This is a genomic window from Rahnella inusitata (genome assembly GCF_965118895.1).
In the GTDB taxonomy this organism is placed as follows: domain Bacteria; phylum Pseudomonadota; class Gammaproteobacteria; order Enterobacterales; family Enterobacteriaceae; genus Rahnella; species Rahnella inusitata_A.
Genome location: NZ_CBCPJJ010000001.1, coordinates 219,836 through 244,809, shown reverse-complemented (window position 1 = coordinate 244,809; position 24,974 = coordinate 219,836). Strand labels below are relative to the sequence as shown.

23 protein-coding genes are annotated in these 24,974 nt (G+C 54.7%); 14 read left to right on the top strand and 9 right to left on the bottom strand.

The annotated features are described in order from the left end of the window. Positions 1-138 precede the first annotated feature (138 nt). The gene (mrcB, locus tag ACMHLI_RS01075; protein ID WP_413527876.1) at positions 139-2,775 is read right to left on the bottom strand and encodes a bifunctional glycosyl transferase/transpeptidase; all 2,637 of its coding nucleotides are present in this window, start codon (positions 2,773-2,775) and stop codon (positions 139-141) included. Between the two features lie 222 nt (positions 2,776-2,997). Next, a complete protein-coding gene (gene hrpB, locus ACMHLI_RS01070) occupies positions 2,998-5,442 on the bottom strand; it encodes an ATP-dependent helicase HrpB (protein ID WP_413527964.1) in 2,445 nt (814 codons plus the stop codon). 106 nt (positions 5,443-5,548) lie between these two features. On the opposite strand from hrpB, the gene thpR reads away from it, so the two are divergent. The 6 genes from thpR (at position 5,549) to folK (ending at position 10,740) form a co-directional block, all read left to right on the top strand. Then, positions 5,549-6,091 carry an RNA 2',3'-cyclic phosphodiesterase gene (gene thpR, locus ACMHLI_RS01065; RefSeq protein ID WP_413527875.1) on the top strand — a complete coding sequence of 181 codons (543 nt, stop codon included), beginning with the start codon at positions 5,549-5,551 and terminating at the stop codon, positions 6,089-6,091. A 22-nt stretch (positions 6,092-6,113) separates the two neighbouring features. Then, positions 6,114-6,821: a DNA/RNA nuclease SfsA gene (gene sfsA, locus ACMHLI_RS01060; RefSeq protein WP_112164089.1), complete on the top strand. Its 708-nt coding sequence runs from the start codon at positions 6,114-6,116 to the stop codon at positions 6,819-6,821. A 242-nt stretch (positions 6,822-7,063) separates the two neighbouring features. Then, positions 7,064-7,519 (top strand): RNA polymerase-binding protein DksA, encoded by a 456-nt coding sequence (gene dksA, locus ACMHLI_RS01055; RefSeq protein WP_013576943.1) that lies wholly within the window; start codon positions 7,064-7,066, stop codon positions 7,517-7,519. Positions 7,520-7,582: 63 nt separating this feature from the next. Further along, positions 7,583-8,449 (top strand): tRNA glutamyl-Q(34) synthetase GluQRS, encoded by an 867-nt coding sequence (gene gluQRS, locus ACMHLI_RS01050; protein WP_413527874.1) that lies wholly within the window; start codon positions 7,583-7,585, stop codon positions 8,447-8,449. A gap of 489 nt (positions 8,450-8,938) precedes the next feature. Further along, positions 8,939-10,264 (top strand): polynucleotide adenylyltransferase PcnB, encoded by a 1,326-nt coding sequence (gene pcnB, locus ACMHLI_RS01045; RefSeq protein ID WP_413527963.1) that lies wholly within the window; start codon positions 8,939-8,941, stop codon positions 10,262-10,264. Further along, complete coding sequence (folK, locus tag ACMHLI_RS01040; protein ID WP_413527873.1) at positions 10,261-10,740, top strand: 2-amino-4-hydroxy-6-hydroxymethyldihydropteridine diphosphokinase; 480 nt, start codon at positions 10,261-10,263, stop codon at positions 10,738-10,740. Before pcnB ends, folK begins: the two co-directional genes overlap by 4 nt. Positions 10,741-10,745: 5 nt before the next feature. Here folK and qseC read toward each other — a convergent pair whose 3' ends face one another. Beyond that, a complete protein-coding gene (gene qseC / locus ACMHLI_RS01035; RefSeq protein WP_413527962.1) occupies positions 10,746-12,104 on the bottom strand; it encodes a quorum sensing histidine kinase QseC in 1,359 nt (452 codons plus the stop codon). Between the two features lie 5 nt (positions 12,105-12,109). Then, on the bottom strand, positions 12,110-12,787 hold the full coding sequence (gene qseB / locus ACMHLI_RS01030; protein ID WP_413527872.1) for a quorum sensing response regulator transcription factor QseB: 678 nt from the start codon (positions 12,785-12,787) through the stop codon (positions 12,110-12,112). 148 nt (positions 12,788-12,935) lie between these two features. Between qseB and panB the strand changes: the two genes are divergently transcribed. The 3 genes from panB to panD all read left to right on the top strand — a co-directional run bounded on the left by panB (position 12,936) and on the right by panD (position 15,086). After that, positions 12,936-13,730 (top strand): 3-methyl-2-oxobutanoate hydroxymethyltransferase, encoded by a 795-nt coding sequence (panB, locus tag ACMHLI_RS01025; protein ID WP_413527871.1) that lies wholly within the window; start codon positions 12,936-12,938, stop codon positions 13,728-13,730. 15 nt (positions 13,731-13,745) lie between these two features. After that, positions 13,746-14,600 carry a pantoate--beta-alanine ligase gene (gene panC, locus ACMHLI_RS01020; protein ID WP_413527870.1) on the top strand — a complete coding sequence of 285 codons (855 nt, stop codon included), beginning with the start codon at positions 13,746-13,748 and terminating at the stop codon, positions 14,598-14,600. A gap of 105 nt (positions 14,601-14,705) precedes the next feature. Further along, positions 14,706-15,086 (top strand): aspartate 1-decarboxylase, encoded by a 381-nt coding sequence (gene panD / locus ACMHLI_RS01015; RefSeq protein ID WP_413527869.1) that lies wholly within the window; start codon positions 14,706-14,708, stop codon positions 15,084-15,086. Between the two features lie 76 nt (positions 15,087-15,162). Here the strand turns inward: panD and ACMHLI_RS01010 are convergent, their stop codons facing one another. Continuing rightward, positions 15,163-15,933, bottom strand: coding sequence for an ABC transporter permease (locus tag ACMHLI_RS01010; RefSeq protein ID WP_413527868.1), 771 nt, complete (start codon positions 15,931-15,933; stop codon positions 15,163-15,165). After that, positions 15,933-16,856 (bottom strand): ABC transporter ATP-binding protein, encoded by a 924-nt coding sequence (locus ACMHLI_RS01005; protein WP_413527867.1) that lies wholly within the window; start codon positions 16,854-16,856, stop codon positions 15,933-15,935. The genes ACMHLI_RS01010 and ACMHLI_RS01005 overlap by 1 nt, the downstream gene beginning before the upstream one ends. 133 nt (positions 16,857-16,989) lie before the next feature. On the opposite strand from ACMHLI_RS01005, the gene can reads away from it, so the two are divergent. Then, positions 16,990-17,646, top strand: a complete 657-nt coding sequence (gene can, locus ACMHLI_RS01000; RefSeq protein ID WP_413527866.1) for a carbonate dehydratase — start codon at positions 16,990-16,992, stop codon at positions 17,644-17,646. A gap of 70 nt (positions 17,647-17,716) precedes the next feature. On the opposite strand, the gene ACMHLI_RS00995 is transcribed toward can, so the two are convergent. From ACMHLI_RS00995 to cueO, 3 genes are all read right to left on the bottom strand, one after another. Next, the gene (locus tag ACMHLI_RS00995; protein ID WP_413527865.1) at positions 17,717-18,697 is read right to left on the bottom strand and encodes a YopJ family acetyltransferase; all 981 of its coding nucleotides are present in this window, start codon (positions 18,695-18,697) and stop codon (positions 17,717-17,719) included. 264 nt (positions 18,698-18,961) lie between these two features. Beyond that, the gene (gene hpt, locus ACMHLI_RS00990) at positions 18,962-19,498 is read right to left on the bottom strand and encodes a hypoxanthine phosphoribosyltransferase (protein WP_413527864.1); all 537 of its coding nucleotides are present in this window, start codon (positions 19,496-19,498) and stop codon (positions 18,962-18,964) included. Positions 19,499-19,627: 129 nt separating this feature from the next. Further along, positions 19,628-21,232: a multicopper oxidase CueO gene (gene cueO / locus ACMHLI_RS00985; protein WP_413527863.1), complete on the bottom strand. Its 1,605-nt coding sequence runs from the start codon at positions 21,230-21,232 to the stop codon at positions 19,628-19,630. Between the two features lie 193 nt (positions 21,233-21,425). Here cueO and ACMHLI_RS00980 point away from each other — a divergent pair, with 193 nt between their 5' ends. The 4 genes from ACMHLI_RS00980 to ACMHLI_RS00965 all read left to right on the top strand — a co-directional run bounded on the left by ACMHLI_RS00980 (position 21,426) and on the right by ACMHLI_RS00965 (position 24,960). Continuing rightward, the gene (locus ACMHLI_RS00980) at positions 21,426-21,773 is read left to right on the top strand and encodes a YacC family pilotin-like protein (protein ID WP_413527862.1); all 348 of its coding nucleotides are present in this window, start codon (positions 21,426-21,428) and stop codon (positions 21,771-21,773) included. Between the two features lie 189 nt (positions 21,774-21,962). Beyond that, a complete protein-coding gene (gene speE, locus ACMHLI_RS00975; RefSeq protein WP_413527861.1) occupies positions 21,963-22,838 on the top strand; it encodes a polyamine aminopropyltransferase in 876 nt (291 codons plus the stop codon). A gap of 28 nt (positions 22,839-22,866) precedes the next feature. Next, positions 22,867-23,661 carry an adenosylmethionine decarboxylase gene (speD, locus tag ACMHLI_RS00970; RefSeq protein ID WP_413527860.1) on the top strand — a complete coding sequence of 265 codons (795 nt, stop codon included), beginning with the start codon at positions 22,867-22,869 and terminating at the stop codon, positions 23,659-23,661. Between the two features lie 429 nt (positions 23,662-24,090). Further along, positions 24,091-24,960 carry a hypothetical protein gene (locus ACMHLI_RS00965; RefSeq protein ID WP_413527859.1) on the top strand — a complete coding sequence of 290 codons (870 nt, stop codon included), beginning with the start codon at positions 24,091-24,093 and terminating at the stop codon, positions 24,958-24,960. Positions 24,961-24,974 lie beyond the last annotated feature (14 nt).

Below are 24,974 nucleotides of genomic sequence, written 5' to 3'. Positions count from 1 at the left end.
CCTATAAATTAAACGGGAATGGATGTAGCAAGTCTGAAGAGAATGTAAAACAGCATGGGTAAATTTAGGTTAAGGATAACAAAAGAAAAGGGCACGATTTTCATCGCGCCCTTTTTAGCTTATTGAATCAGAAGGTTGTTAATTCGAACCGAACATGTCCTTGATCCAGCCAGCCACACCGTTGCTGTCTTTTTTCTCATCCTGAGACTGCGGTTGTTGCTGCTGTCCCTGAGATTGCTGCTGTTGTTGCTGTTGCTGCTGCATCTGTTGTTGCTGCTGCTGAACCGCGCTGACGGAAGCCTGACACATCGCATCCGGTGAATCGGTCCAGACCGGAATCGAGCGCGCCGCGCCGCCCCCGCTCAGCATCCCTGAACCGCCGCCGCCGCAGACAAAGTTGCCGCTGCCGTCGATATTCATGGTGCTGATGCCTTCCGGCATTTGCAGATTCAGCGGCTGTGGGGTGCCGTTTTCCAGATAGCGTCCATACAGCACCAGCGCACCGGTCGAGCCCCAGAGTTTAGACGGGCCATTGTTATCGCGGCCAACCCAGGTGATCGCCACCTGATTGCCGTCGATACCGGCGAACCAGCTGTCACGCAGTTCGTTCGAGGTCCCGGTTTTCGCCGCCAGATGCAGTTTCGGGAACTTGTTCGCCAGCGCGCGCGAAGTCCCTTCCTGCACAACCTGTTGCATCGCATACAGCGTCAGATAGGCCGCCTGCGCCGGGATCACGCGGATCGCCTGCGGGAAGCTCTGATACAGCACGGTTCCGTCTTCAGCAATCACCGAACGCACCGCCGACAGTGGCGCTTTGTTACCGCCGCTGGCAATGGTTTGGTATTCCTGCGTCACTTCCATCGGCGTCAGCGCAATCGCACCGAGCAGCATCGACGGCGTCTGGTTGAGGGATTCTTTCGGGATCCCCAAATTAATCAGCGTTTTAGTGATGTTATCAAGGCCTACCGCCATCCCGAGGTTTACCGTCGGTACGTTCATGGAACGCGCCAGCGCATCCACCAGCAGAACCTGACCACGGAACTGATGATCATCGTTTTTCGGTGACCAAATCTGGCCATTCGCCAGCTTCAGGTTCAGCGGCTGATCGGCAAGAATGGTATTCAGGCGGTATTTGTCTGGCTGAGACAGCGCGGTCAGATAGGTTGCCGGTTTAGCCAGAGAACCGACCTGCCGACGTGCCTGCATCGCACGGTTGAAACCAGCAAACTGCGTTTCCGCCCCGCCGACCATACCGCGCACTTCGCCGGTATAACGGTCAACGATCACCATCGCAGTTTCGATGTCATTCAGGCCGCTTTTCTTACGCAGTAACGGAATGCCCTCTTCCACCGCTTTTTCCGCCGCATCCTGTGAAATCGGATCCAGCGTGGTGAAGATTTTCACCCCGGACATGTCCTGCACTTTGTCGCCGAGCTTGGCCTGCAGCTCCTGACGCACCATCTGCATAAACGCTGGCTGAGGTGAAATCACGCCGCCTTTCGGCTGGACGCCGAGCGGACGCGCGCTGAGCATGTCATACAGTTCCTGATCGATAACTTTCTGATCGACCAGTAAACGCAGCACCAGATTACGGCGCTGCAATGCCATGTTCGGGTTGCGCCACGGGTTATACAGCGACGCGCCTTTCACCATGCCGACCAGCAATGCCTGCTGATCCAGACTCAGTTCGTTTACCGGACGGCCAAAGTAATACAGGCTCGCCAGCGGGAAACCACGGATCTGATCGGAGCCACTCTGCCCGAGATACACTTCGTTCAGATACAGCTCGAGAATGCGATCCTTGCTGTAATCGGCATCCAGCAGCACGGCCATCACGGCTTCGCGCGCTTTACGGCTCAGTGAACGTTCATTGGTCAGGAACAGGTTTTTCACCAGCTGCTGCGTGAGCGTCGAACCGCCCTGCACCGCATGACCGGCAGTCAGGTTCGCCAGTACCGCACGGCCAATCGAGTAGAAGTTGATCCCATCGTGTTCATAGAAATGACGGTCTTCGGTCGCCAGCAGCGTATCAACCAGCAAGTCAGGGAATCCGGCGCGCGGCACGAACAGACGTTGTTCGCCGTTGGCGTTGGATGCCTGCAACATGGTGATCAGACGCGGATCGAGGCGGAACAGCCCGAAATCATGCTGATTATCCAGATTTTTGATTTCTGCCAGGCTGTTGCCGTCAAATGTCAGACGGGCGTTCACCTGCCCTTCTTTGCCTTCCGGGAAATCAAACGGACGGCGCAGCATATCGATGTAATTAGCATGAACCGTAAATTCGCCCGGACGGGTGATGCGCGTTACTTCGCGATACTGTGTACCTTCCAGCAGGCCGACCATTTCGGCTTTGCTGATCGCCATATCCGGCTCGAGGTTCACCTGACGGCCATACACCGCTGCCGGCAGTTGCCAGACTTTCCCACCGTCAATGCGGCTGTGAATTTCACGGTTGAGATAGACCGCGTAAATCCCCAGCAGGATCAGGAAGACGACAAACAGTTTGACCAGCAGCCAGAACAGACGACGCTTGAAGCTTTTCTTACCGCCCTTACCGCCTTTTTTCGCCTTGCGCGGCGCGGCTTTGCGGCTCATGCGCGACTCCCGCTCTTCTTCGTAATCATCGTCATCCTCAACGTCATCATCCATTTCTTCTTCATAATCATCGTAATCGTCATCCCGACGGTTACGGCGGACAGGGCGCCCCTGCGAAGGCTTGCGCCCGGCTGGTTTACCTTTACGGCCAATTGGCTCGCGATCATCGCCAGACATCAGTGAATCTCCCAACGTGCTGCTGTGTTCGTCATAATGATTCTGCTTTGCTGAGTCATTTTCATATTTGTATAACTATTTTTTGTATAACAATTTAAAAGGATTTCAAACAGATACGGAAAATGGCCTGAAATCGTGGCCGCAAGGCGCTTACAATGTGCCCCGCCCTGAGTTTCGCCCAGAAGAAATGTCTGAAAAATTGTTTTTTTTCTACACATTTCATCAGGGTGCTGAATACTTTTTGGTGCGTCGCGTGGGCAACGCCTCTGCCGGATTGTCCGGCCACGGATGTTTCGGATAGCGGCCTTTCATCTCTTTCTGCACTTCGCGGTACGACCCCTGCCAGAACGCCGCCAGATCGGCGGTGATCTGCAACGGGCGCTGCGCCGGTGACAGAAGTTCCAGCACTACATTCACCCGTCCTTCAGCAATCGTCGGGCTGCGCTGTTCGCCGAACATCTCCTGCATACGCACTGAAAGCGCAGGTGGCTGGTCAGCATGATAGCGGATCGGCAGACGACTGCCAGTCGGGACGGTGTAATGAGTCGGTAATGCGCTGTCCAGATGCTGCCGCTGCTGCCAGTCTGGCAGGCGTAACAAGGCTTCGTGCAGATCGACCTGTTGCAGAGATTTTAACGAGCGCACGCCTTTCAGCGAAGGCAGCAACCAGTTTTCCAGCCCGTCGAGCAGGGACTGATCGTCCATTGCAGGCCACCGGACTTCCGGCATCCATTTCGCGGCGCAGATCAGCCGCAATCGCAGCTGCTCCGCCGCCACCGACCAGTTAAGCGCCGATAATCCCTGGGTGCGGATCCAGTCGATCAGCGCCTGTTGCAGCTCTTCGTCATCGGGCTTCGCCAGCGGATTGGCCTTCAGCACCAGCCGTCCGATCTGCCAGCGCCGCCATGCGCGCAGCGTGCCCTTTTCTTCGTCCCACTCGACGGCAGTCTGTTCTTTGACCACGTCAGGCAGGCGTGCGGGCAGTTGGGTGATATCCAGCGAGATCGCCAGCAGAATGCGGGCATCAGGGCTGTGGTTGCCCTGTAATAATTGCGGCGCGACCAGCCACGGAGCGCGGGTCAGCCCGTCGTCCTGCGGCAAAGACGCACCCAGACCGTTCGCCAGCAGATAACGTCCATCTTCACCGCGCCGCTGGGCGATGCGGTCGCTGAACGCCCGCGCCAGCAGCCAGGGTGCCAGCGAGGCGTCCGCATTGCCGGTTTTTCCGCCGGTACGCTGCGCCAGCTGTTTTGCCCGCCGCAGCCAGTTGCCCTGCGGGCGGCTGAACCAGTAATCAATATCTGGCAGTCCGCCGCGTGGCGGCTCTTCGAGCATCGCGGCCAGCAAAGCGGCAGTGGCGAGTGCGTCCGGGCCTTGCGCTGTGGCAGAAATCAGCATGGCCGCCAGACGCGGATCGCACCCGAGCTGCGCCATGCGCTGGCCTGCGGACGTCAGCCTGCCCTGTGCATCCGTTGCGCCAAGCTGATGTAACAGATGTCTGGCGGCGGACAGTGCGGCCACGGGCGGCGTGTCCAGCCACTGGAGCTGTATGACGTCCTGACATCCCCACTGCAAAAGCTCCAGCCAGAAGCCGCTGAGATCGCTTTGCAGAATTTCGGCTTCGGCCTGTGCGCTGGCGCGCTCCGCCTGCTCTTTGCTGAACAGATGCCAGCAAAGCCCCGGCTCGAGACGCCCTGCGCGTCCGGCACGCTGGGTCATCGACGCCTGACTGATGCGCTGCGTCACCAGCCGCGTCAGGCCGCTGCGCGGATCAAACTGCGCGCTGCGTTCCAGTCCGCTGTCCACCACCAGCCGGATGCCTTCGATGGTCAGACTGGTTTCGGCGATGTTGGTGGCCAGCACGATTTTACGGCGTCCGGCTGGTGATGGCTGAATGGCTTTCTGCTGCTGATCGAGCGACAGTGCGCCGTACAGCGGGCAGAGATCGACGTCATCCGCCAGCCTGCCGGTCAGTAAATTTTGTACGCGGGTAATTTCGGCCACGCCCGGCAAAAACAGCAGCATCGAGCCGTGATGTTCACTCATCAGGCGGCTGACCGCACGCGCCACGCCGTCGTCGAGACGTTCATGCGTGGCGAGGGAAAGATACTGGCGATCTACCGGAAAACTGCGACCTTCTGAGGTGATCACCGGCGCATCCGGCAGCAACGGCGAGAGCCGCAAATTATCGAGCGTCGCGGACATGATCAGCAGTTTTAAATCATCACGCAGCGCGTTCTGCACATCGAGCAGCAGCGCCAGCGCCAGATCGGCCTGTAAACTGCGCTCATGAAATTCATCAAGGATCACCAGCGACACGCCGGTCAGTTCAGGGTCAGCCTGCACCATGCGGGTGAGAATGCCTTCGGTCACGACCTCAAGACGCGTCGCCGCGCTGGTTTTGCTTTCGGCGCGCATACGATAGCCGACGGTTTGCCCCGGCACTTCGCCCAACTGCTGCGCCAGGCGGTAAGCGACGTTTTTCGCCGCCAGACGACGCGGTTCCAGCAAAAGAATCTTGCCCGGCAAATTCGCCTGTTTCAGTAACTGCAACGGCAACCAGGTGGATTTTCCCGCACCGGTGGGCGCAAGTAAAAGCACCTGCGGGGCCTGTTGCAGAGCGGCTAAAAGCGGTTCGAGTACGGCGCTGACCGGCAAAGAAGACAATGAATTCTCCATGAGAGTTAACTTTAAACGGCGGGCATTGTAGCATTTAGCCCCACATCCGGCATGCTGCCAGGGATGATCAGGAATGAACGCCACAGGAATGCCTATGTCTGCCGAACGCCGCTTATTTTTCGCTTTATCACTGCCCGCAACGCTGCAAAAGCAGGTAATAAAGTGGCGTGCAGAGTGTTTTCCGGAGGATACCGGCCGCCCTGTCGCGGCGGCAAATCTGCATATCACACTGGCATTTTTAGGCGAAATCAGCGAGCTGAAGGCCGACGCGCTGATTCGCGTCGCCGGGCGTATTCAGGCGCAAAAATTCAGCCTGCACCTCGATGATATCGGCCACTGGCCGGGTTCCGGCGTGGTGTGGCTCGGCACAAAACGTGCGCCCAATGCGCTGTTACAGCTGGCGTCGGTGCTGCGCTCCCACGCGGCGCGCAACGGTTGCTATCAAAGCGCATTACCGTTTCATCCGCACGTCTCGCTGTACCGTAACGCTACTCGCCCGGTCGCTATTCCGCCTGCCACGCCGGACTGGCTGTTGGAGGCCGATGAATTTAGCCTGTATGAATCCACCTATGAACGAGGGCATACGCGCTATCGCTGCCTGCGCACCTGGCCATTGGTTGATGCCTCTGCCCTTTAATTCACTTTCACCGGAAACTGTCATGCACTTCGAGCCTGCGCTTCAACCTGCCACGCTGATAAAACGTTACAAACGATTTCTCGCTGACGTCATCACGCCCGATGGTCGCGAACTCACACTGCACTGCGCTAATACCGGTGCGATGACCGGCTGCGCCACGCCGGGGGATACCGTCTGGTATTCCACCTCCGATAACCTGAAACGCAAATACGCTCACAGCTGGGAACTGACCGAAACACAGCAGCATCATTGGATCTGCGTCAACACGCTGCGCGCCAACCAGCTGGTGCGCGAAGCCATCACGCAGGGGCGGATCCCAGAATTATCCGGTTACAGTAAACTGACTTCAGAAGTAAAATACGGCGCGGAAAATAGCCGTATAGACTTGATGTTACAGGCAGAAAACCAACCTGACTGCTATATTGAAGTGAAATCTGTCACGTTGCTGCACGAGGGTCAGGGATTTTTTCCGGATGCAGTCACACTGCGCGGTCAAAAGCATCTGCGCGAGTTACAGTCGATGGCAGAACAGGGGCAGCGAGCGGTACTTTTCTTCGCTGTTTTACATTCAGGCATTGAAAGCGTGTCCGCTGCACACCATATTGATCCGCGTTACTCAGAATTACTGAAACACGTTGAGAGTAATGGTGTAGAAGTGATGTGCTACGGTGCTGCACTTTCTGCTGAGGGTATCCGCCTCACAGAACGATTACCGCTGGTCACGAAATAACAAACGGATAAACCCTGTTATCAGCCGTCGGCAGCATAAAAAACAGGTCGCGAATACGCTTTTCCTCACAGCCTTGTCAAGCACCTGTCAGGAATAATTGCTAACCTCGTTGCCTTCTGTTATTTATAGCGGCCTGATTTTTTCCCCCTTTGGGGATCGAAATGTTCGAAGCCCTTTGTTTGCAGCAAATCTGCAATCTGACAGGTGGATGAACATAGTGCGTGTTATGTAGGAGAAGCATCATGCAAGAAGGCCAAACCCGTAAGACGTCGTCCTTGAGCATTCTCGCTATCGCTGGGGTGCAGCCGTATCAAGAGAAGCCGGGCGAAGAGTACATGAACGACGCTCAGCTGGCTCACTTCAAAAAGATACTTGAAGCATGGCGCAATCAGCTCAGGGATGAAGTAGACCGTACCGTATCGCACATGCAGGATGAAGCTGCGAACTTCCCTGATCCGGTTGACCGTGCCGCTCAGGAAGAAGAGTTCAGCCTTGAACTGCGCAACCGCGATCGCGAACGTAAGCTCATCAAAAAGATTGAAAAAACACTGAAAAAAGTGGAAGACGAGGATTTCGGTTACTGCGATTCCTGTGGCGTTGAGATCGGCATCCGCCGTCTTGAAGCACGTCCGACCGCTGATTTGTGTATTGACTGTAAAACCCTGGCAGAAATCCGCGAAAAGCAGATGGCTGGCTAAGTCCCGGGTTCCACGCGGTGCGTCATGCACCGCGTTCCCTTTATAAAGCTGTTCCCCATTCTTATGTCCCAGATACCCTACATTGGCCGCTTCGCCCCATCACCTTCCGGTGACCTCCATTTTGGTTCGCTGATTGCCGCACTCGGCAGTTATCTGCATGCCCGCGCGCAAAACGGCCAATGGCTGGTGCGTATCGACGATATCGATCCGCCGCGCGAAATCCCCGGCTCTGCTAACCGGATACTGGCGACGCTGGAACGCTACGGGCTGGAGTGGGACGGCGACGTACTCTGGCAATCTCAGCGCCACGACGCGTATCGTGCCGCGCTGGACGATTTGTATCAGCAGCATAAAAGTTATTACTGCACCTGCACCCGTCAGCGTATCGCCCAAACCGGCGGCGTCTATGACGGCCATTGCCGCACGCTCGGTCTTGGCGCTGTAAATGCCGCCATTCGTCTGCACCAGACCTTACCGGTGTACAGTTTTGACGATGATTTTCAGGGGCATTTGCAGGCTAATCCCGCACTCGCCGAAGAAGATTTTATTATCCGCCGCCGCGACGGGCTGTTTGCCTACAATCTGGCGGTAGTGGTCGATGACCATTTTCAGGGCGTAAATCACATCGTGCGCGGTGCGGATTTGATCGCGCCGACGGTGCGGCAGATTTCGCTATATCAGCATCTGAACTATCCGCAGCCCGGTTATCTGCATTTGCCGCTGGCGGTAAATGAAAACGGCGATAAGCTTTCTAAGCAGAATCACGCGCCCGCGCTGCCGGAAGGCGATCCCCGTCCGGTAATCATTAACGCACTGAATTTTTTAGGGCAAACGCTGCCGGAAAACTGGCAGGATTACACTTTGCCTTTATTATTACGCTGGGCAGTAACGCATTGGACGCCAGCAGATATCCCGCGTGAGAACGCTTAAAAGCACATCGGCATTCTCAAAGAGCTTGTCGTGAGCTATGATTAGCCGCTGTTTTTGCGTCACGCCATTTTTCAGTCACTATCGAGGTGTACCATTTTTACCCGAGTAGCCAATTTTTGCCGTAAGGTGCTAGTTCGTGAAGATAAAGTCATTCGTGAAGAAAAGGCTGTTCATGACGACGCCGCCCTTCATGGAGAAGTAAATCGCGAAGAGACTCCACGTCGTGATCCTTCACCCGTGGCTGAAGGCAATGTGAAGGCAAAAAATCCTGAACGTCGTGACAACGAGCAACGCCGTGAAAACCGCGGCCGTCGGGAAGACAACGCGAACCGGGGCGAGCGCCGTAACAATAACAATCGCCGCTCCACGCCTTATCAGCCTCGCGGCGAACGCAACGATCAGCGCGGTGAGCGCAGTGAACAACGCGCCTCTGTCGAACACGTACAGAAACCCCGCCCGTCATTTGACTATGCCGGAGAAACCCGTGCGATCACCATTGTTCCGCGTGACGAGCACAACATTTCCCGTCGTGATATCAGCGAAAATGCGCTGAAAGTTTTATATCGCCTGAACAAGTCAGGCTTCGAAGCCTTCCTGGTCGGCGGCGGTGTGCGCGATTTACTGCTGGACAAAAAACCGAAAGATTTCGATATCACCACCAACGCCACGCCGGATCAGGTACGTAAACTGTTCCGCAACTGCCGTCTGGTCGGCCGCCGCTTCCGTCTGGCGCACGTCATGTTTGGCCCGGAAATCATCGAAGTCGCCACCTTCCGCGGACATCACGAACAGTACGAAGAAACCGAAGATAAAAACGTGTCCCAGCAGGCTCAGAACGGCATGCTGCTGCGCGATAACATTTTCGGCAGCATTGAAGACGACGCCCAGCGCCGCGATTTCACCATCAACAGCCTGTACTACGGCGTTGCTGACTTTACCGTGCGCGATTACACCGGCGGTCTGCGTGACCTGCAAAACGGCATTATCCGCCTGATCGGTGACCCGGAAACCCGCTACCGCGAAGATCCGGTGCGTATGCTGCGCGCCGTGCGTTTCGCTGCCAAACTGGACATGAAAATCAGCCCGGAAACCGCCGAGCCGATCCCACGTCTGGCCACGCTGTTGCAGGAAATCCCGCCGGCGCGTCTGTTTGAAGAATCTCTGAAACTGTTGCAGGCCGGTTACGGTTACGCGACATATAAGAAACTGTGTGAATACCAGCTGTTCCAGCCGTTGTTCCCGCTGATTGCCCGCCAGTTTACTGAAGCCGGCGACAGCCCGATGGAACACATCCTGTTGCAGGTGCTGAAAAACACCGATCACCGTTTGCAAAACGATCAGCGCGTCAATCCGGCGTTCCTGTTCGCGGCAATGCTGTGGTATCCGGTGATTGAGCATGCGCAGAAACTGGCGCAGGAAGGGGGGCTGACGTATTACGACGCCTTCTCTCTGGCGATGAACGACGTGCTCGACGAGCAGTGCCGTACGCTGGCCATTCCTAAACGTATTACCACGCTGGTGCGTGATATCTGGGCCTTGCAGCTGCGTCTGTCACGCCGCCAGGGTAAACGCGCGCACAAGCTGATGGAACATCCTAAGTTCCGCGCCGCCTTTGATTTGCTGGCACTGCGTGCCGAAGTCGAACAGCATCGCGAACTGCAAAGCCTGACCGAATGGTGGAGCGAATTCCAGGAAGCGACACCGGCTTCCCAAAAGACCATGCTCGGCACCTTGGGTGAAGATGCGGTGCCTGCGCGCCGTGCCCGCACCCGTCGTCCGCGCAAACGGGCTCCGCGTAAGGAAAGCGGTCAATGATCCGCGTTTACCTCGCTCTGGGCAGCAATCTTGCCCGTCCGCTTGAGCAGGTAAATCTCGCACTGGAGGCGCTGGCCCATGTGCCGCGCACCCGTTTTGTGGCCGCTTCCCCGTTTTACCGCAGTAAACCGCTGGGGCCACAGGATCAGCCGGATTATCTGAACGCCGTCGTGGCATTAGATACCCTGCTTCCCCCTGAACAATTGCTCGACGCCACCCAGGCGATTGAACAGAATCAGGGGCGCGTGCGTAAAGCTGAGCGCTGGGGGCCAAGGACGTTAGATCTCGATATGCTGATTTATGGCGATCAGGTGATCAACACTGAGCGTCTGATCGTCCCGCATTACGACATGAAAAACCGGGAATTTATGCTTTATCCGCTGGCCGATCTGGCCCCGGATCTGGTGTTCCCGGATGGCGAAACATTGCAAAGCCTGCTCGCCCGCGTTCCCCTGAATGGCCTGACTAAATGGTAAGTCGCTTAGCGACTTACCCGCACATCCAGCCCGCCCTCTGCCCTGTTCCTGTAAATGACGTTGAGCTGATGTAACTGCGCGATCCTTTGCACGATCGAAATCCCCAGCCCGCTACCCGTTTGCTCCTGCCCCGGTGGCCGGTAAAAGCGTTCGCCCAGCCTCGTCAGATGTTCATCCGTGATACCCGGCCCCTGATCGGCGACGGTTAATCCCTGCTGGTCCAGCGTCACCGTAATATGCGTTCCGCTAGCAGAATAACGGATGGCGTTATCGAGTAAATTGCGCACCATCAGCGATAACAACAGCGACTGCCCGCGCAGATCCGGCGGCGTCCCCTGATGTTCAAAACGCAGTTCGATGCCTTTGCTGTGCGCGCGATAATCCTGTTCCGCCAGGCTTTGCGCCACCAGCGTCGGCCAGTCGATGATTTCAAGCGTTTCCGGTTCGGCAAAACTTTCCAGCCGTGACAGCGTCAGCAGCTGATCCACCAGACGCGTGGCACGATCGATACTGGTAGTCAGGTTTTCCAGCGCATGTTCGCGCATTTGGGCGTCGTCACCGGAAAGCTGTACCACTTCAGTCTGCACCCGCAGCGCCGCGAGCGGGCTGCGCAACTCATGCGCCGCATCGGAGGTAAAACGGCGCTCGCGTACCAACATTTCGCCGGTTCGCGTAAACAAAGAATTCAGCGCATCCGCCAGCGGCAGCACTTCGCCCGGCAGTTTGTGGGTATCAATCGGCGTGGCGTCTTCCGGCGAACGTTGCCGCAAGCCTTCGGCCACGCGGCGCAGCGGGCGCAGTTCGAGCGTCACCATCACAATCAGCGCCAGCAACAGCACCGGCAAAGAAGCCAGCCACGGCGTCAGCTGACCGCTGACCAGCCCCCACGCCATGTCATTGCGGTAATCGTATTCCTGACCCACTGCCACACGATATTGTTCGTCCGGCGACGTCAGCCAGACCATGCGCCAGAGATCGTCATCGCCTTTCAGCTCCACATCTTTAAAGCCCTGCGTATCGTGATCGAAGCGGATATGCCTGCCCTTCTCGCCGTCATTGAGCAACATATCGCCCTGCCGGTTAAAGATGGCGAACGTCAGTGCATCGTCATCGGTATGACCACGCGAACCTTTATGCACCCACTTTTTGGTATCCGGCAGTTCAGTATTTTTCTGTTCATTCAGACGCTCGCCCAGACCGGTGGCAGCAAGCCTTTTAGCGAACAGCATCTGCTGCGTGTCGAACACCTCGTTGATGTGTTTACGGGTCTGATGCCACGCCACGCCGCTGGCAATCAGCCAGGTCAGCAGCGCCAGCAGGGAAAAAATCAGGATCAGCCGCACCCGCAGACTGAGGTTTTTCAGCTCCTTCACGCGGGTTCTCCTGACTGCGCGTCGCCCAGCGTATAACCGACGCCGTGAACGGTGCGGATAAAGCCTTTGCCAAGTTTGCTGCGCAGATGATGGATGTGCACTTCGACGGCGTTGCTGCTGACGTCTTCATCCCAGTTGTAGAGTTTTTCCTGAATCAGCGTGCGGGCCAGTACGCGACCTTTGTTGTTGAGAAAAAGTTCGAGTACCGCGACTTCGCGCGGCGTCAGCGTGACGGATTCGCCGTTAAGCATCACGCTGCGCGCGGCGGGATCAAATTCGATCCCGCCGTGGGTGACTTTGGGTGTGATCACGCCGTGACGGCGGCGATTAAGCGCCTGCAAACGCGCCGCCACTTCAACCAGCGCAAACGGCTTGCACAGATAGTCATCGGCACCGGCCTGCAACCCGCCGACGCGCTGCTCCAGCGCATCCCGCGCGGTCAGAATCAGCACCGGCGTATCGCGCCCGGCCTGTCGCCATTCTCGCAGCAGCTGCATGCCGTCCATGCCGGGCAGGCTTAAATCGAGGATCACCGCGTCATACGGCGCGCTATCGAGCGCCGCTTTACCGGTCAATCCGTCGGTAAACCAGTCAATCGTAAAGCCCAGTTTTGTCAGCCCGGCCTTAATGCCGTCGCCAATCATTTGGTCGTCTTCAACTAACAGAATTCGCATGGTTCCCTCCGTTTTTATCCATTATAGGTCAAGCATCTTAGCGACTTCTTAAGACGGCGATCGCAGATCTTTGCTGTCTGCCTGTGAGCGCTTACAGTAGAATACTGACATCATATTCATCCGATGAATTATTCAAAGGAAAGTGTTCATGAAACCAACCACGCTGAGCCAGCTTCGCCAATGGAAGCAGGAAAAACATAAATTTGCGACCATTACCGCTTATGACGCCAGTTTCGCGCAGCTGTTTGCCGAACAGGGTATTAACGTCATGCTGATTGGTGATTCTCTGGGCATGGTCGTTCAGGGTCAGGATTCCACGCTGCCGGTGACGGTGGAAGAGATCGCTTACCATACCCGCTGCGTGCGCCGTGGTGCACCTCATGCGCTGTTGCTGGCTGACCTGCCATTTATGAGTTACGCCACGCCGGAGCAGGCCTTCGAGAGCGCCGCTGTGCTGATGCGCGCCGGCGGTAACATGGTCAAACTGGAAGGCGGCAGCTGGTTATGTGATACGGTCAGAATGCTGACCGAGCGCGCCGTGCCGGTGTGCGGCCATCTGGGGCTGACGCCGCAGTCAGTGAACATTTTCGGCGGATACAAAGTTCAGGGGCGCGACGAAGTGGCGGCCAATCAGCTGATCAAAGATGCGCTGATGCTGGAAGAAGCCGGTGCGCAGCTGCTGGTACTGGAGTGTGTGCCGGTTGAACTGGCGCGCCGCGTGACCGAAGAGCTGAGCATCCCGGTGATCGGCATCGGTGCCGGTAACGTCACTGACGGCCAGATTCTGGTGATGCACGACGCGTTCGGTATTACCGGTGGCCATACGCCGAAATTCGCCAAAGACTTCCTCAGCGAAGCCGGTGATATTCGCGGCGCGGTGCGTCTTTACGTCGATCAGGTCGCGCAGGGCGTGTATCCGGGCGAAGAACACTCTTTCAAATAATCGGGGACAATATCCGTGTTGATAATCGACAGCGTGGCGCTGCTGCGTCGCGAAATTCGTGATTTTCGCCAGAACAATAAACGTATCGCGCTGGTACCGACCATGGGCAACCTGCACGAAGGCCATATGACGCTGGTGGATGAAGCCAAAGCGCGTGGCGACGTCGTGGTTGTCAGTATTTTCGTCAATCCGATGCAGTTTGAACGCCCGGACGATCTTGAGCGTTATCCGCGCACTTTGCAGGAAGACTGCGAGAAGCTAAACAAACGCGGTGTGGATCTGGTCTTCGCACCGTCACCGGCGGAAGTGTATCCGAAGGGCCTGAGCACGCAGACGCAGGTCGATGTGCCGGTGATTTCCACCATTCTGGAAGGTGCGAGCCGTCCTGGGCATTTTCGCGGCGTCTCGACCATCGTCAGCAAGCTGTTTAATCTGGTACAGCCGCACGTGGCCTGTTTTGGCCAGAAAGACTTCCAGCAACTGGCGCTGCTGCGCACCATGGTGGAAGACATGGGTTACGATATCGAGATTGTCGGCGTGCCGACTGTGCGCGCAAAAGACGGTCTGGCGCTGAGCTCACGCAACGGTTACCTGACCAGCGACGAGCGCAAAACCGCGCCGCAGCTTTATAAAATAATGAACGCGCTGGCAGAACGTCTCTGCCAGGGCGAGCGCCACATCGACGAGATGTTGCAGGAAACCGCGCAACAGTTGCGCGAGGCGGGATTTACGCCGGACGAGCTGTTTGTCCGTGACGCCAAAACCTTGCAGAACTTGTCGGTAGACAGTACGTCGGCGGTGATCCTGATGGCTGCATGGCTCGGCAAAGCACGCCTGATTGATAACCAACTGGTTGATCTGACGCAGTAGACAGCGCGGGTCAAATGGGCAAAGATGTTGGCCGGCCGGAATTCAGATTTTTATTATCCGGCCCGGCAGGTTCTCAGACTTTTTACGTCAGTAAGGGTAGAAGCAATGATTCGCACTATGCTGCAAGGCAAACTGCACCGGGTTCACGTGACTCAGGCAGATTTGCACTATGAAGGTTCCTGCGCCATCGATCAGGATTTTCTCGACGCGTCAGGCATTCTGGAATACGAAGCGATTGATATTTATAACGTTGATAACGGTCAGCGTTTCTCTACTTACGCCATCGCAGCAGAACGCGGTTCGCGTATTATTTCGGTCAACGGTGCGGCAGCGCGCTGTGCCTGCGTCGGCGACTTGCTGATCATCTGCTCTTACGTACAGATGTCCGATGCAGACGCTCGTCAGCACCAGCCGAAAGTGGCCTATTTTGAAGGTCAAAACCAGCTGAAGCGCACCGCGAAAGCCGTGCCGGTTCAGGTGGCGTAAGCTTTTCGCTTTTCAAAAAGCAATAAAAAACGGGGCATGGATTGCCCCGTTTTTTATTGCTTCACACCATTAAAAATTAACTTCGTAAACCGCGCCCGCGCTCGATCAAATACCACGCCAGCAGATAAAACACCGCGATAAACGCCACCAGCACACTCATGGTAAACACCAGCGGCACATCCGAAATCCCTAAAAAACCGTAGCGGAAGCCGCTGATCATATACACGATCGGGTTCAGCTTGGAGACGGCCTGCCAGATCGGCGGCAGCAGCGACAGCGAGTAGAACACGCCGCCCAGATAGGTCAGCGGAGTCAGCACGAAGGTCGGGATCAGGCTGATGTCATCGAACGTGGTCGCGAATACCGCATTCAGCAGGCCACCCAGGGAGAACAGGATCGCGGTCAAAAGCAGCGTCAGCGCAATGATCCACCAGGAGTGGATCACCAGTGGCACGAAGAACAGTGAAATCGCGGTGACCAAAATCCCCACGCAGATCCCACGCGCCACGCCACCGCCGACATAACCGGCGATCACCACGTGCGTTGGCACCGGTGCCACCAGCAGCTCTTCAATGTTGCGCTGGAATTTGGCGCTGAAAAACGACGATGCCACGTTGGCGTAGGAGTTGGTGATCACCGCCATCATGATCAGACCCGGTACGATAAATTGCATGTAGGTAAAGCCATGCATACTGCCGATCTGCGAGCCGATGAGATTCCCAAAGATGATAAAATACAGCGTCATGGTGATCACCGGCGGAACCAGCGTCTGGATCCAGATACGTCCAAACCGGTTAATCTCTTTCAGCCAGATACTTTTCAGAGCCACCCAATACAGTTGCGACATTATTTCTTTTCCTCGCTGCCGTTCACCAGCGTGACAAACAGCTCTTCCAGACGGTTCGCTTTGTTACGCATACTCAATACCTGCACACCCTGCTTGCTCAGCTGGCTGAACAGGGAGTTAAGCCCCTGCTCGCGCATCACCTCCACTTCCAGCGTTGAGGTGTCTGTCAGCTGACTGCGATAACCTTCAAGTACCGGCAGCGGACTTTTTGCCCCCAGGTCCAGAATGAACGTTTCGGATTTCAGCTTCGACAGCAGCGCTTTCATGCTGGTGTTTTCCACCAACTGGCCGCCCTGAATGATGCCGATGTTGCGGCAAAGCATCTCGGCTTCTTCCAGATAGTGCGTGGTCAGAATGATGGTTGTGCCCTGCGCGTTCAGTTCTTTGAGGAAGCCCCACATGGAGCGGCGCAGTTCGATATCCACACCGGCTGTCGGTTCGTCGAGGATCAGCAGTTTTGGCTCATGCATCAGCGCACGGGCGATCATCAGACGACGCTTCATCCCGCCGGAGAGCATACGCGAACGCTCGTTGCGTTTGCCCCACAGATCAAGCTGCGTCAGGTATTTCTCCGCGCGTTGCAGCGCCAGCGGACGCGGCACACCGTAATATCCCGCCTGATTAACGACGACCTGCATCACCGTTTCAAACGGGTTGAAGTTAAATTCCTGCGGCACCAGACCGAGCTGGCGTTTGGCGTTGACGATGTCTTTATCGATGTCATACCCGAACACCCGCACCTTACCCGCCGTTTTGTTGACCAGCGAGCTGATGATGCCAATGGTCGTGGATTTCCCCGCGCCGTTTGGCCCGAGCAGTGCATAGAAATCACCGGCTTCGACGCGCAGATCGATACCACGCAAAGCCTGCACACCACCGGCGTAAGTTTTGGTTAACTTTTCCAGTTCCAATGCATAATTCATAAAGGGGCATACCTTTTTGTAAAAATCTTGTAGTAGGAGTGAGTCAAAATGAGATGTCGAATCAGTTTTAAATTACGGAGCATTGCCCTATATTACCCCATCGCTGTTGGCACGTTACAGGCTATTAACCTCAATGAATGATATAGAAAAGCTCATCAGTAATAACGCCAACTGGTCCAAGACCATGATCGACGAAGATCCTGGTTTCTTCGAACGACTCTCCCAATCTCAAAAACCGCGCTACCTGTGGATCGGCTGCTCCGACAGTCGCGTTCCGGCAGAACAGCTGACAGGTCTTGAGCCCGGCGAACTCTTCGTTCACCGTAACGTCGCCAACCTGGTCATCCACACCGACCTGAACTGCCTGTCTGTGGTGCAATATGCTATCGACGTGCTGGAAGTGGAACACGTGATTATTTGCGGTCACTACGGTTGTGGCGGTGTTCAGGCGGCGGTTGAAAACCCGGAACTGGGGCTGATTAATAACTGGCTGTTGCATATCCGTGACATCTGGTACAAACACAGCTCCCTGCTGGGCGAACTCTCCCCGAACCAGCGCCTCGATAAACTGTGCGAACTGAACGTGGTTGAGCAGGTGTATAACCTTGGTCACTCCACCGTGATGCAATCAGCCTGGAAACGCGGCCAGAAGGTTACGCTGCACGGCTGGGTATACGGCATTCAGGACGGACGACTGCGCAACCTCGAAGTTGACGCTACCAGCCGCGAAACCCTGGAACAGCGTTACCGTCAGGGTGTCTCCGCCTTGCTCAACGGTAATCCGCAGTAACAAGCCGCACCACTCTACAGAAATTCAAAAAAGAAAAGGCACAAAAATGTGCCTTTTTTAATGCCTGTTTTTAGGGAAGACTGATCGCGCCCATTTGAATCAACGCCCGCCGCAAAAGCTGGAGCCGTTTGTGCTCGATAGAAACTAGATATTGTGTCTTCCCATGTGCGGTAATACGGTCCTGATACAGCGAATTTAACCGACTCGTAGCCTCCTCGCGTTCAATGGGTGGCAATTTTTCAAAGATATTTTGGTAAGCACTCCGAGAATGGGTATGTCTTATAAAATCGGCTGGCAGGAGTGATCCTGGAAAAATAGGATAGACGTAAAAATCCATTGAGGAGATACGATCAAAATGTGGATGCAGATAATTATGGGTACAGTGTTGTTGGTGCATATTATTAAACGCGTATTTATGCTTGAGGCTTTTTAATGCAAACGACAAACAAAATATTACGCAGTCAGCCGGGCTGCACTGTACCTGTGCATCAATTACCGCGATTCTGAAGTTCTCAACCTGTTTTGTATACAGGATATCTTGAAACTTACTCAGAACGAATTGTTGTGCCGGATGTATAATGCGTGCGCTTTCAATGAAAATAAGAGAACTATATTGTCCGGGCTCAGTAAAATAACAGTCAACATAGAAATGGTGATGCCGGTCTTCTGCGGAAGCAACAAGCGCACGAACATGTTGTTTACGCCTATTTTTGTTGGACTCCAGCCAGAATGCGAACGCGGTAAGCGAAGGATAATAAGATAATTGGAGTTCCGGCTGCCGGGTATTCTCACTGTCTATTAAGATTTGAATGACGGCTCTGTCACCCTGTGTAATCTCGAGATCGGGTTGCTGGCACATGGCTATGTAGTCGTGTGCCGTATGCAAATGACGATGGAGTCTCGCCCCTTCAGCGGTACATTCCGGGGTCAGATGAGCATTAATAGCATTTTGAATTTTAGGAGGAAAAAAAGTCTGCCCGACAGGTGGAGCCGGAGGGGTATTAAGGGACGTGGAGGCTGGCCGTGTGACTCTAAATTGGTTACGCTTCATATAACACCTTCAATGATAAATTTATCGTTTAATATAGATATTTAATATGCGAAGTCACCGTGGGAATTAAACATAGAAATTTAATATATGAAATTAAAATTTATTAAATAAATGAATTAGTTCTCATAGGAGTGATGATATACCGCCCCCTAACCTAATCACTGTAATGAGAAACGTACAACTTATTAGATAAGGTAAAAAGAAAAAACCCCGAATAAACGGGGCTTAAATTTTCAGTCTGGATAACACCGCTGGAAGTGAAAACTATTCCTCCAGCATCACCACTTTACCGACGTACGGCAGATGGCGGTAGCGCTGGGCGTAGTCGATGCCGTAACCGACGACGAATTCGTCAGGGATGGCGAAACCGACATATTCCACTTTCACTTCTACTTCGCGACGCTCGGGTTTATCCAGCAGCGTACAGATCGCCAGAGATTTCGGGCCGCGCAGTTGCAGGAGTTCGCGCACTTTGCTCAACGTGTTGCCGGAATCGATGATGTCTTCAACGATCAGCACGTCTTTGCCGCGAATGTCTTCGTCGAGGTCTTTCAGGATTTTAACGTCACGGGTGGTGGACATGCCGTTGCCGTAGCTGGAGGCAGTCATGAAGTCAACTTCGTGCGGCACATCAACGGCGCGGCACAAGTCAGCCATAAACATAAAGGAACCGCGCAGCAGCCCAACCAGCACCATTTCGCTGCCGCTGTCGCGGTAGTGCGCGGTGATTTCACGGCCTAACTCGGCAATTCGGGTTTTGACTTCCTGCTCGGAAATCATGACGTCTACGCGATGTTTCATATAAAGACTAACCACCTGATTTAAGAATATTTATCGCCGTTTTTAAGCAAAACGGCGACCTTGAAGCGGAAAGGATTATATCAAAGAACCCGCCGATGGGTAACGCAGCGGGTCGGGGCAATTCGGATTTTATGCAGAAACCGTAAATCCAAGCATCATTCCGGTGTCTTCGTGCTCGAGTAAATGACAGTGCGCCATGTACGCGTGATCCTTATCCGCCAGATGGTTAAAACGCACCAGCACTTCGCTGCGGGCACCTTCGACGCGCACAATGTCTTTCCAGCCCTGACGGTGTGCCGCAACCGGCTGACCGTTTTCAGAAAGAATACGGAACTGCGTGCCGTGGATATGGAACGGGTGGAGCATCATGTCGCCTTCGCCCGAAATCGTCCATTTCTCGTACTGTCCTTGTTTGACATCGAACGCTGGCACGTTCATGTCATAGGCTTTGCCGTTGATTTTATTGCCCTGCATAAAATCGTATTTGCCGGAGGATTTACTCATGTCCATACCGGCCATACTGCCGTGAGCGTCGTGACCGGACTCTGCCATTCCCGGCATCGCGGCCATCTCGCCGCCGCCGTGATCCATACTCATTCCTGCCATCGCGCTGTGACCATATTTCGCCATCAGTGCAGCCATGCCCTGTTGATCGAGCTGCGGATCCATCATCAGTTGCAGCCAGCGGGTCGGCAGGTTATCGGTGGACACCAGCTCCGGTAATGTCATCAGCGAATCCGGCAACGTGCCGCCACTTTGCGTCAGCGTCGGCTGGATGCGCAGCACCGGCAAAGGCTTGTCGAACGGCGCCAGCGTCATCCCCATCTGTTTCACGGGCAGCGTAACCAGATCAAACGCTTTGCCGTCGGTGCATTCGATCATCACTTCAAATCGTTCGCCCATCAGCATCGGCAGCTCCGTCACTTTTACCGGCTCGGCGAGAAAACCGCCGTCGCTGGCGATAACGTACATCGGGCGGCCATCGCTGGTGGCGAGATGCAGGGAGCGCGCGTTGCAGCCGTTGAGCAGACGCAGGCGCAGCCAGCCGCGTGAGATACCGTGCTGCGGATAAACCGCGCCGTTGGTCAGCATATGTTGCCCGAACCAGCCGACGGCGGCGGTCATCACATCCATCTGGTAGTCGATCTGTCCGACGTCGTTGAGGCGCTTATCCTGCAAAATCACCGGAATGTCATCCACGCCCCAGCGTTTGGGAAGCTGAAGCATATCGCTGGCTTCATCTTCGATAAGCACCATGCCGGCCAGCCCCATCGCCACCTGATAACCGCTGGTCTGATGCGGATGCGGGTGGAACCAGCAGGTCGAGGCCGGCTGATCGAGCTGAAAACGCAGATTGCGACTCTGGCCGGGGGCGATCAATCCTTGCGGCCCGCCGTCGATGTCGCCGGGAATTTCCAGCCCGTGCCAGTGAACGGTGCTCGGTACGCTCAGTCGGTTGTTGACCGTCACGTTGACGGCTTCACCACGGCGGATGCGCAGCGCCGGGCCGAGAAGATTGCCATTCACGCCCCATGTCTCGGTAGTGACACCCGGTAAAAACTGACTCTGACCGCGCTGTAACGTCAGCTGGATGGCGCTGCGGGCATCCGGTTCCAGTAACGCGGGGATCGGCAGTGCCGGGCGGCTGTCAGCCAGCGCGAAGCGGCTCCAGCCGGGAAGCGTACTGGCGGCGCCCACCAGGGTCGTCCACTTTACGAAATCGCGACGGTTCATGTTCAGTCCTTATGATCGGAAAATTGCCATAATTGTGCCCCAGCCTAAACCCTGCCCCTGGGGGAAGGTCAAGTGACTGGCGCAGCAGAAAAAATTTGGTGCCCCTTTGTGCTAATATGGTAACGTCATTTTAATTGCGCTTGAGCCGAGTCTTTCTCATTTTCTTTCTATCTAAAAGAACAAGAACACGCCCATGAAAAGAACCACACTGTGTTTGCTGTTACTGTCGCTGCTCGGTTTCTCCTCCGCCAGTCAGGCGTTAAGTGAATCAGAAGCAGAAGATCTCGCGGATCTGACTGCCGTTTTTGTCTTTCTGAAAAATAACTGCGGCTACGAACAGCTGCCGAACACTCAGATCAAACGTGCGATCGTCTTTTTTGCTCAGCAAAACCGCTGGGATCTGAGCAATTACAGCAGCTTCAATATGCAGGCGATGGGCGAAGACAGCTATCGCGATCTGAGCGGCATTGCCGTACCGAAGCCGACCAAATGTAAATCGCTGGCGCGGGATTCGCTGAGCCTGCTGGCCTACACCAACTGATTTATGCCTTGCGCTCCGTCATTCTGATGCCGGAGCCTGTTCATTTCTCCCCTTTCCTCCCTGCTTTCCCTGACTGGACTACACTGGACTCACGTTCCCCTGCCTGAAATCCCGCCGTGCAAGCCCGGGCAGAGTTAGCTATCATGTGCGCCCATTTTTATGGCTGCGAAGGCTCAGGAGAAGTGCCCAATGTCCCAGAACTCGTCACCCAAAGAAATATGGTATGAGACGCTGCACGCCAATTTCGGCCAGTATTTCAGCGTCGAAAAAGAAATATACCGTGATAAAACCGATCATCAGGATCTGGTGATTTTCGAGAACGCCGCGCTCGGTCGCGTGATGGCGCTCGACGGCGTGGTGCAAACAACCGAACGTGATGAATTTATCTATCATGAAATGCTGACTCACGTGCCGTTACTCTCGCACGGCAACGCCAAAAAGGTGTTGATCATCGGCGGCGGCGACGGCGGAATGCTGCGCGAAGTGTGCCGTCACCAGGGTGTGGAAGCGATCACCATGGTGGAGATCGATGCGGGTGTAGTGGAATTTTGCCGCAAGTATCTGCCGAACCACAGCGCCGGTGCCTATGACGATGCCCGATTCAATCTGGTAATCGACGACGGCGTGAACTTCGTCAATCAGACCAGTGACACGTTCGATGTGATCATCTCCGACTGTACCGATCCGATCGGTCCGGGAGAAAGCCTGTTCACCTCGGCCTTTTACGAAGGCTGTGCCCGCTGTCTGAAGCCGGGTGGCATTTTTGTGGCGCAGAACGGCGTCTGTTTCCTCCAGCAGGATGAAGCGGTCAACAGTCATACTAAGCTGAGCCACTATTTCAGCGACGTCAGTTTCTATCAGGCTGCGATCCCGACCTATTACGGCGGCATCATGACCTTCGCCTGGGCGACCAACAGCCCGGAATATCGCCAGATCGACAGCCAGACCTTGCAGGCGCGTTTCGACGCCGCAGGCATCACCTGCCGCTATTACAATCCGGCTATCCATCACGGCAGCTTTGCCCTGCCGCAGTATTTACTGAATGCCCTGTCAGCTGCGCGCTGATACGGTATCCATAAGGGGGTGAACTAAATTGCAAAAACTGAAACTGCATGGCTTCAACAACCTGACCAAAAGCCTGAGTTTTTGTATCTACGATATCTGCTACGCCAAAACCGCAGACGATCGTGACGGCTACATTGCCTACATTGACAAAGAATATAACGCCAACCGGTTAACCGAGATCCTCACCGAAACCTGTTCGATCATCGGTGCGAATGTCCTTAACGTTGCGCGTCAGGATTACGAACCACAGGGCGCCAGCGTCACGATTTTAGTGAGCGAAGAGCCGGTCGATCCACGCGACGTGGACACCACCGAACATCCCGGCCCACTGCCAAACTCCGTGGTCGCGCACCTGGATAAAAGCCACATCTGCGTGCACACCTATCCGGAAAGCCATCCCGAAGGCGGCCTGTGCACCTTCCGCGCCGATATTGAGGTCTCAACCTGCGGCGTGATTTCTCCGCTGAAAGCGTTGAACTACCTGATCCATCAGCTTGAATCTGACATCGTCACCATTGATTACCGCGTCCGTGGTTTCACCCGTGACGTCAATGGCGTGAAGCACTACATCGACCACTCCATCAACTCGATCCAAAACTTCATGTCTCAGGATATGAAAGCGCTGTACGACATGATGGACGTGAACGTGTATCAGGAAAATATTTTCCATACCAAGATGTTGCTGAAGGAATTCGATCTAAAGCACTATCTGTTCAATGCCAAACCGGAAGAGCTGAGCGTGCAGGAACGCAAAGAGATCACTGATTTGCTGTACAAAGAAATGCAGGAAATCTATTACGGTCGGAATCTGCCTGCGGTGTGACAGACGCACAATGAGAAAGGCCGGACATCTGCGGATGCCCGGCCTTTTTTTATCGTAATAATCTTAGAAATTGCGATCAGGCTATAAAACCCGATAAGCATTACTTAAGTAAAATAACCACGCTGGTATAAAAACCGGCTACACTCCTTAAGACAAATTAATATATAAACAGTAATTAAATTCTATTTTAAGTCAAATTAATCGACAAAGGATCTATGCAATAAACCAAATTATCAATATGACACGCAGCCTATAAATCAAATTATATTTATATTCATTCATTAATTTGAGTTAATACCGATCAAAAGATCGCTATTTTCTTAAAAACAGACAAATCCCTTTATCTCTGCCCCGGCAGCCTTTAGCATCGCCGTATTGCTTACTAAGCAACCAGCTCCATCCACCTGCAAGCAGAAATAAAAAATGACAATGAGTAAATTAAAGACCGTATCCAGCCTGCTGGTCACGAGTTCTTTATTGGTTTCCGGGGTTTCCCGGGCCGGGGAAAGTTTGTTAGGCAGCAATACTGAAGGGATGCGGCACTATGTCAGTTATGGTGCTGAATATTATAAGTGGGACGAATCCGTCGATAATATGGACGGTAAATATGTTGCTGAACATGGCCCTCGCCTGCGCGTAAATTTCGGATCCAATAATTATCTCGATGTACCGGACGGCTTATTAAAAGCCTGGGACATGAGCGTAATGTTTGGGATCGTCAATTATAAAGGCAGCACCCTTGACGATCAGGCCAATGTGCCGAACGGCACGCTGAAAGGGAAAACCTACTACACCGGTTATAGCGCCGATTTGACGCGCGGCTACCGTTATCGCGCGTCAGACAGCGTATCTTTCGATATGAAAGGCACGCTCGGCGGGCAGGTGTGGTTGCGTAACATTCGCTCCGACGATGTTTATATCGCATCGCAGAACCGCACGCGGGATTACACGGCGCTGGAAGTGTCGTTGCAGCCTTACGCGAAAACCGCGCTGGGCGCGAACTGGCAGATGACCGCTGATTCACGTCTGAGTGTCGAAGGCGGTGTGCTATACCCGATCAAAACCTGGACGCACAGCAATCAGGGTGATGTCTGGCTGGAGCCGAAATCAAAGCTCTCGCCGTTCACCAGCCTGACGTGGAACATCAACAAAGATGTGTTCGTCAAAGCCAGCTATGTGCACCAGAAATACGGCAAGTCAGATGAGAAACAGGGTGATCTGAACGGACGCAACGTTGGCTATTACCAGCCTGCGACCACCACTTCAACATTGGGTCTGGAAGTCGGTTTCTATTTCTGATGACTCTTCTGAAA

Excerpts from the sequence above, each read along its gene's own strand:
- mrcB (WP_413527876.1), bottom strand. The coding sequence starts at position 2,775 with ATGTCTGGCGATGATCGCGAGCCAATTGGCCGTAAAGGTAAACCAGCC.
- thpR (WP_413527875.1), top strand. The coding sequence starts at position 5,549 with ATGTCTGCCGAACGCCGCTTATTTTTCGCTTTATCACTGCCCGCAACG.
- sfsA (WP_112164089.1), top strand. The coding sequence starts at position 6,114 with ATGCACTTCGAGCCTGCGCTTCAACCTGCCACGCTGATAAAACGTTAC.
- dksA (WP_013576943.1), top strand. The coding sequence starts at position 7,064 with ATGCAAGAAGGCCAAACCCGTAAGACGTCGTCCTTGAGCATTCTCGCT.
- gluQRS (WP_413527874.1), top strand. The coding sequence starts at position 7,583 with ATGTCCCAGATACCCTACATTGGCCGCTTCGCCCCATCACCTTCCGGT.
- folK (WP_413527873.1), top strand. The coding sequence starts at position 10,261 with ATGATCCGCGTTTACCTCGCTCTGGGCAGCAATCTTGCCCGTCCGCTT.
- qseB (WP_413527872.1), bottom strand. The coding sequence starts at position 12,787 with ATGCGAATTCTGTTAGTTGAAGACGACCAAATGATTGGCGACGGCATT.
- panB (WP_413527871.1), top strand. The coding sequence starts at position 12,936 with ATGAAACCAACCACGCTGAGCCAGCTTCGCCAATGGAAGCAGGAAAAA.
- panD (WP_413527869.1), top strand. The coding sequence starts at position 14,706 with ATGATTCGCACTATGCTGCAAGGCAAACTGCACCGGGTTCACGTGACT.
- ACMHLI_RS01010 (WP_413527868.1), bottom strand. The coding sequence starts at position 15,933 with ATGTCGCAACTGTATTGGGTGGCTCTGAAAAGTATCTGGCTGAAAGAG.
- ACMHLI_RS01005 (WP_413527867.1), bottom strand. The coding sequence starts at position 16,856 with ATGAATTATGCATTGGAACTGGAAAAGTTAACCAAAACTTACGCCGGT.
- can (WP_413527866.1), top strand. The coding sequence starts at position 16,990 with ATGAATGATATAGAAAAGCTCATCAGTAATAACGCCAACTGGTCCAAG.
- ACMHLI_RS00995 (WP_413527865.1), bottom strand. The coding sequence starts at position 18,697 with ATGAAGCGTAACCAATTTAGAGTCACACGGCCAGCCTCCACGTCCCTT.
- hpt (WP_413527864.1), bottom strand. The coding sequence starts at position 19,498 with ATGAAACATCGCGTAGACGTCATGATTTCCGAGCAGGAAGTCAAAACC.
- cueO (WP_413527863.1), bottom strand. The coding sequence starts at position 21,232 with ATGAACCGTCGCGATTTCGTAAAGTGGACGACCCTGGTGGGCGCCGCC.
- ACMHLI_RS00980 (WP_413527862.1), top strand. The coding sequence starts at position 21,426 with ATGAAAAGAACCACACTGTGTTTGCTGTTACTGTCGCTGCTCGGTTTC.
- speE (WP_413527861.1), top strand. The coding sequence starts at position 21,963 with ATGTCCCAGAACTCGTCACCCAAAGAAATATGGTATGAGACGCTGCAC.
- ACMHLI_RS00965 (WP_413527859.1), top strand. The coding sequence starts at position 24,091 with ATGAGTAAATTAAAGACCGTATCCAGCCTGCTGGTCACGAGTTCTTTA.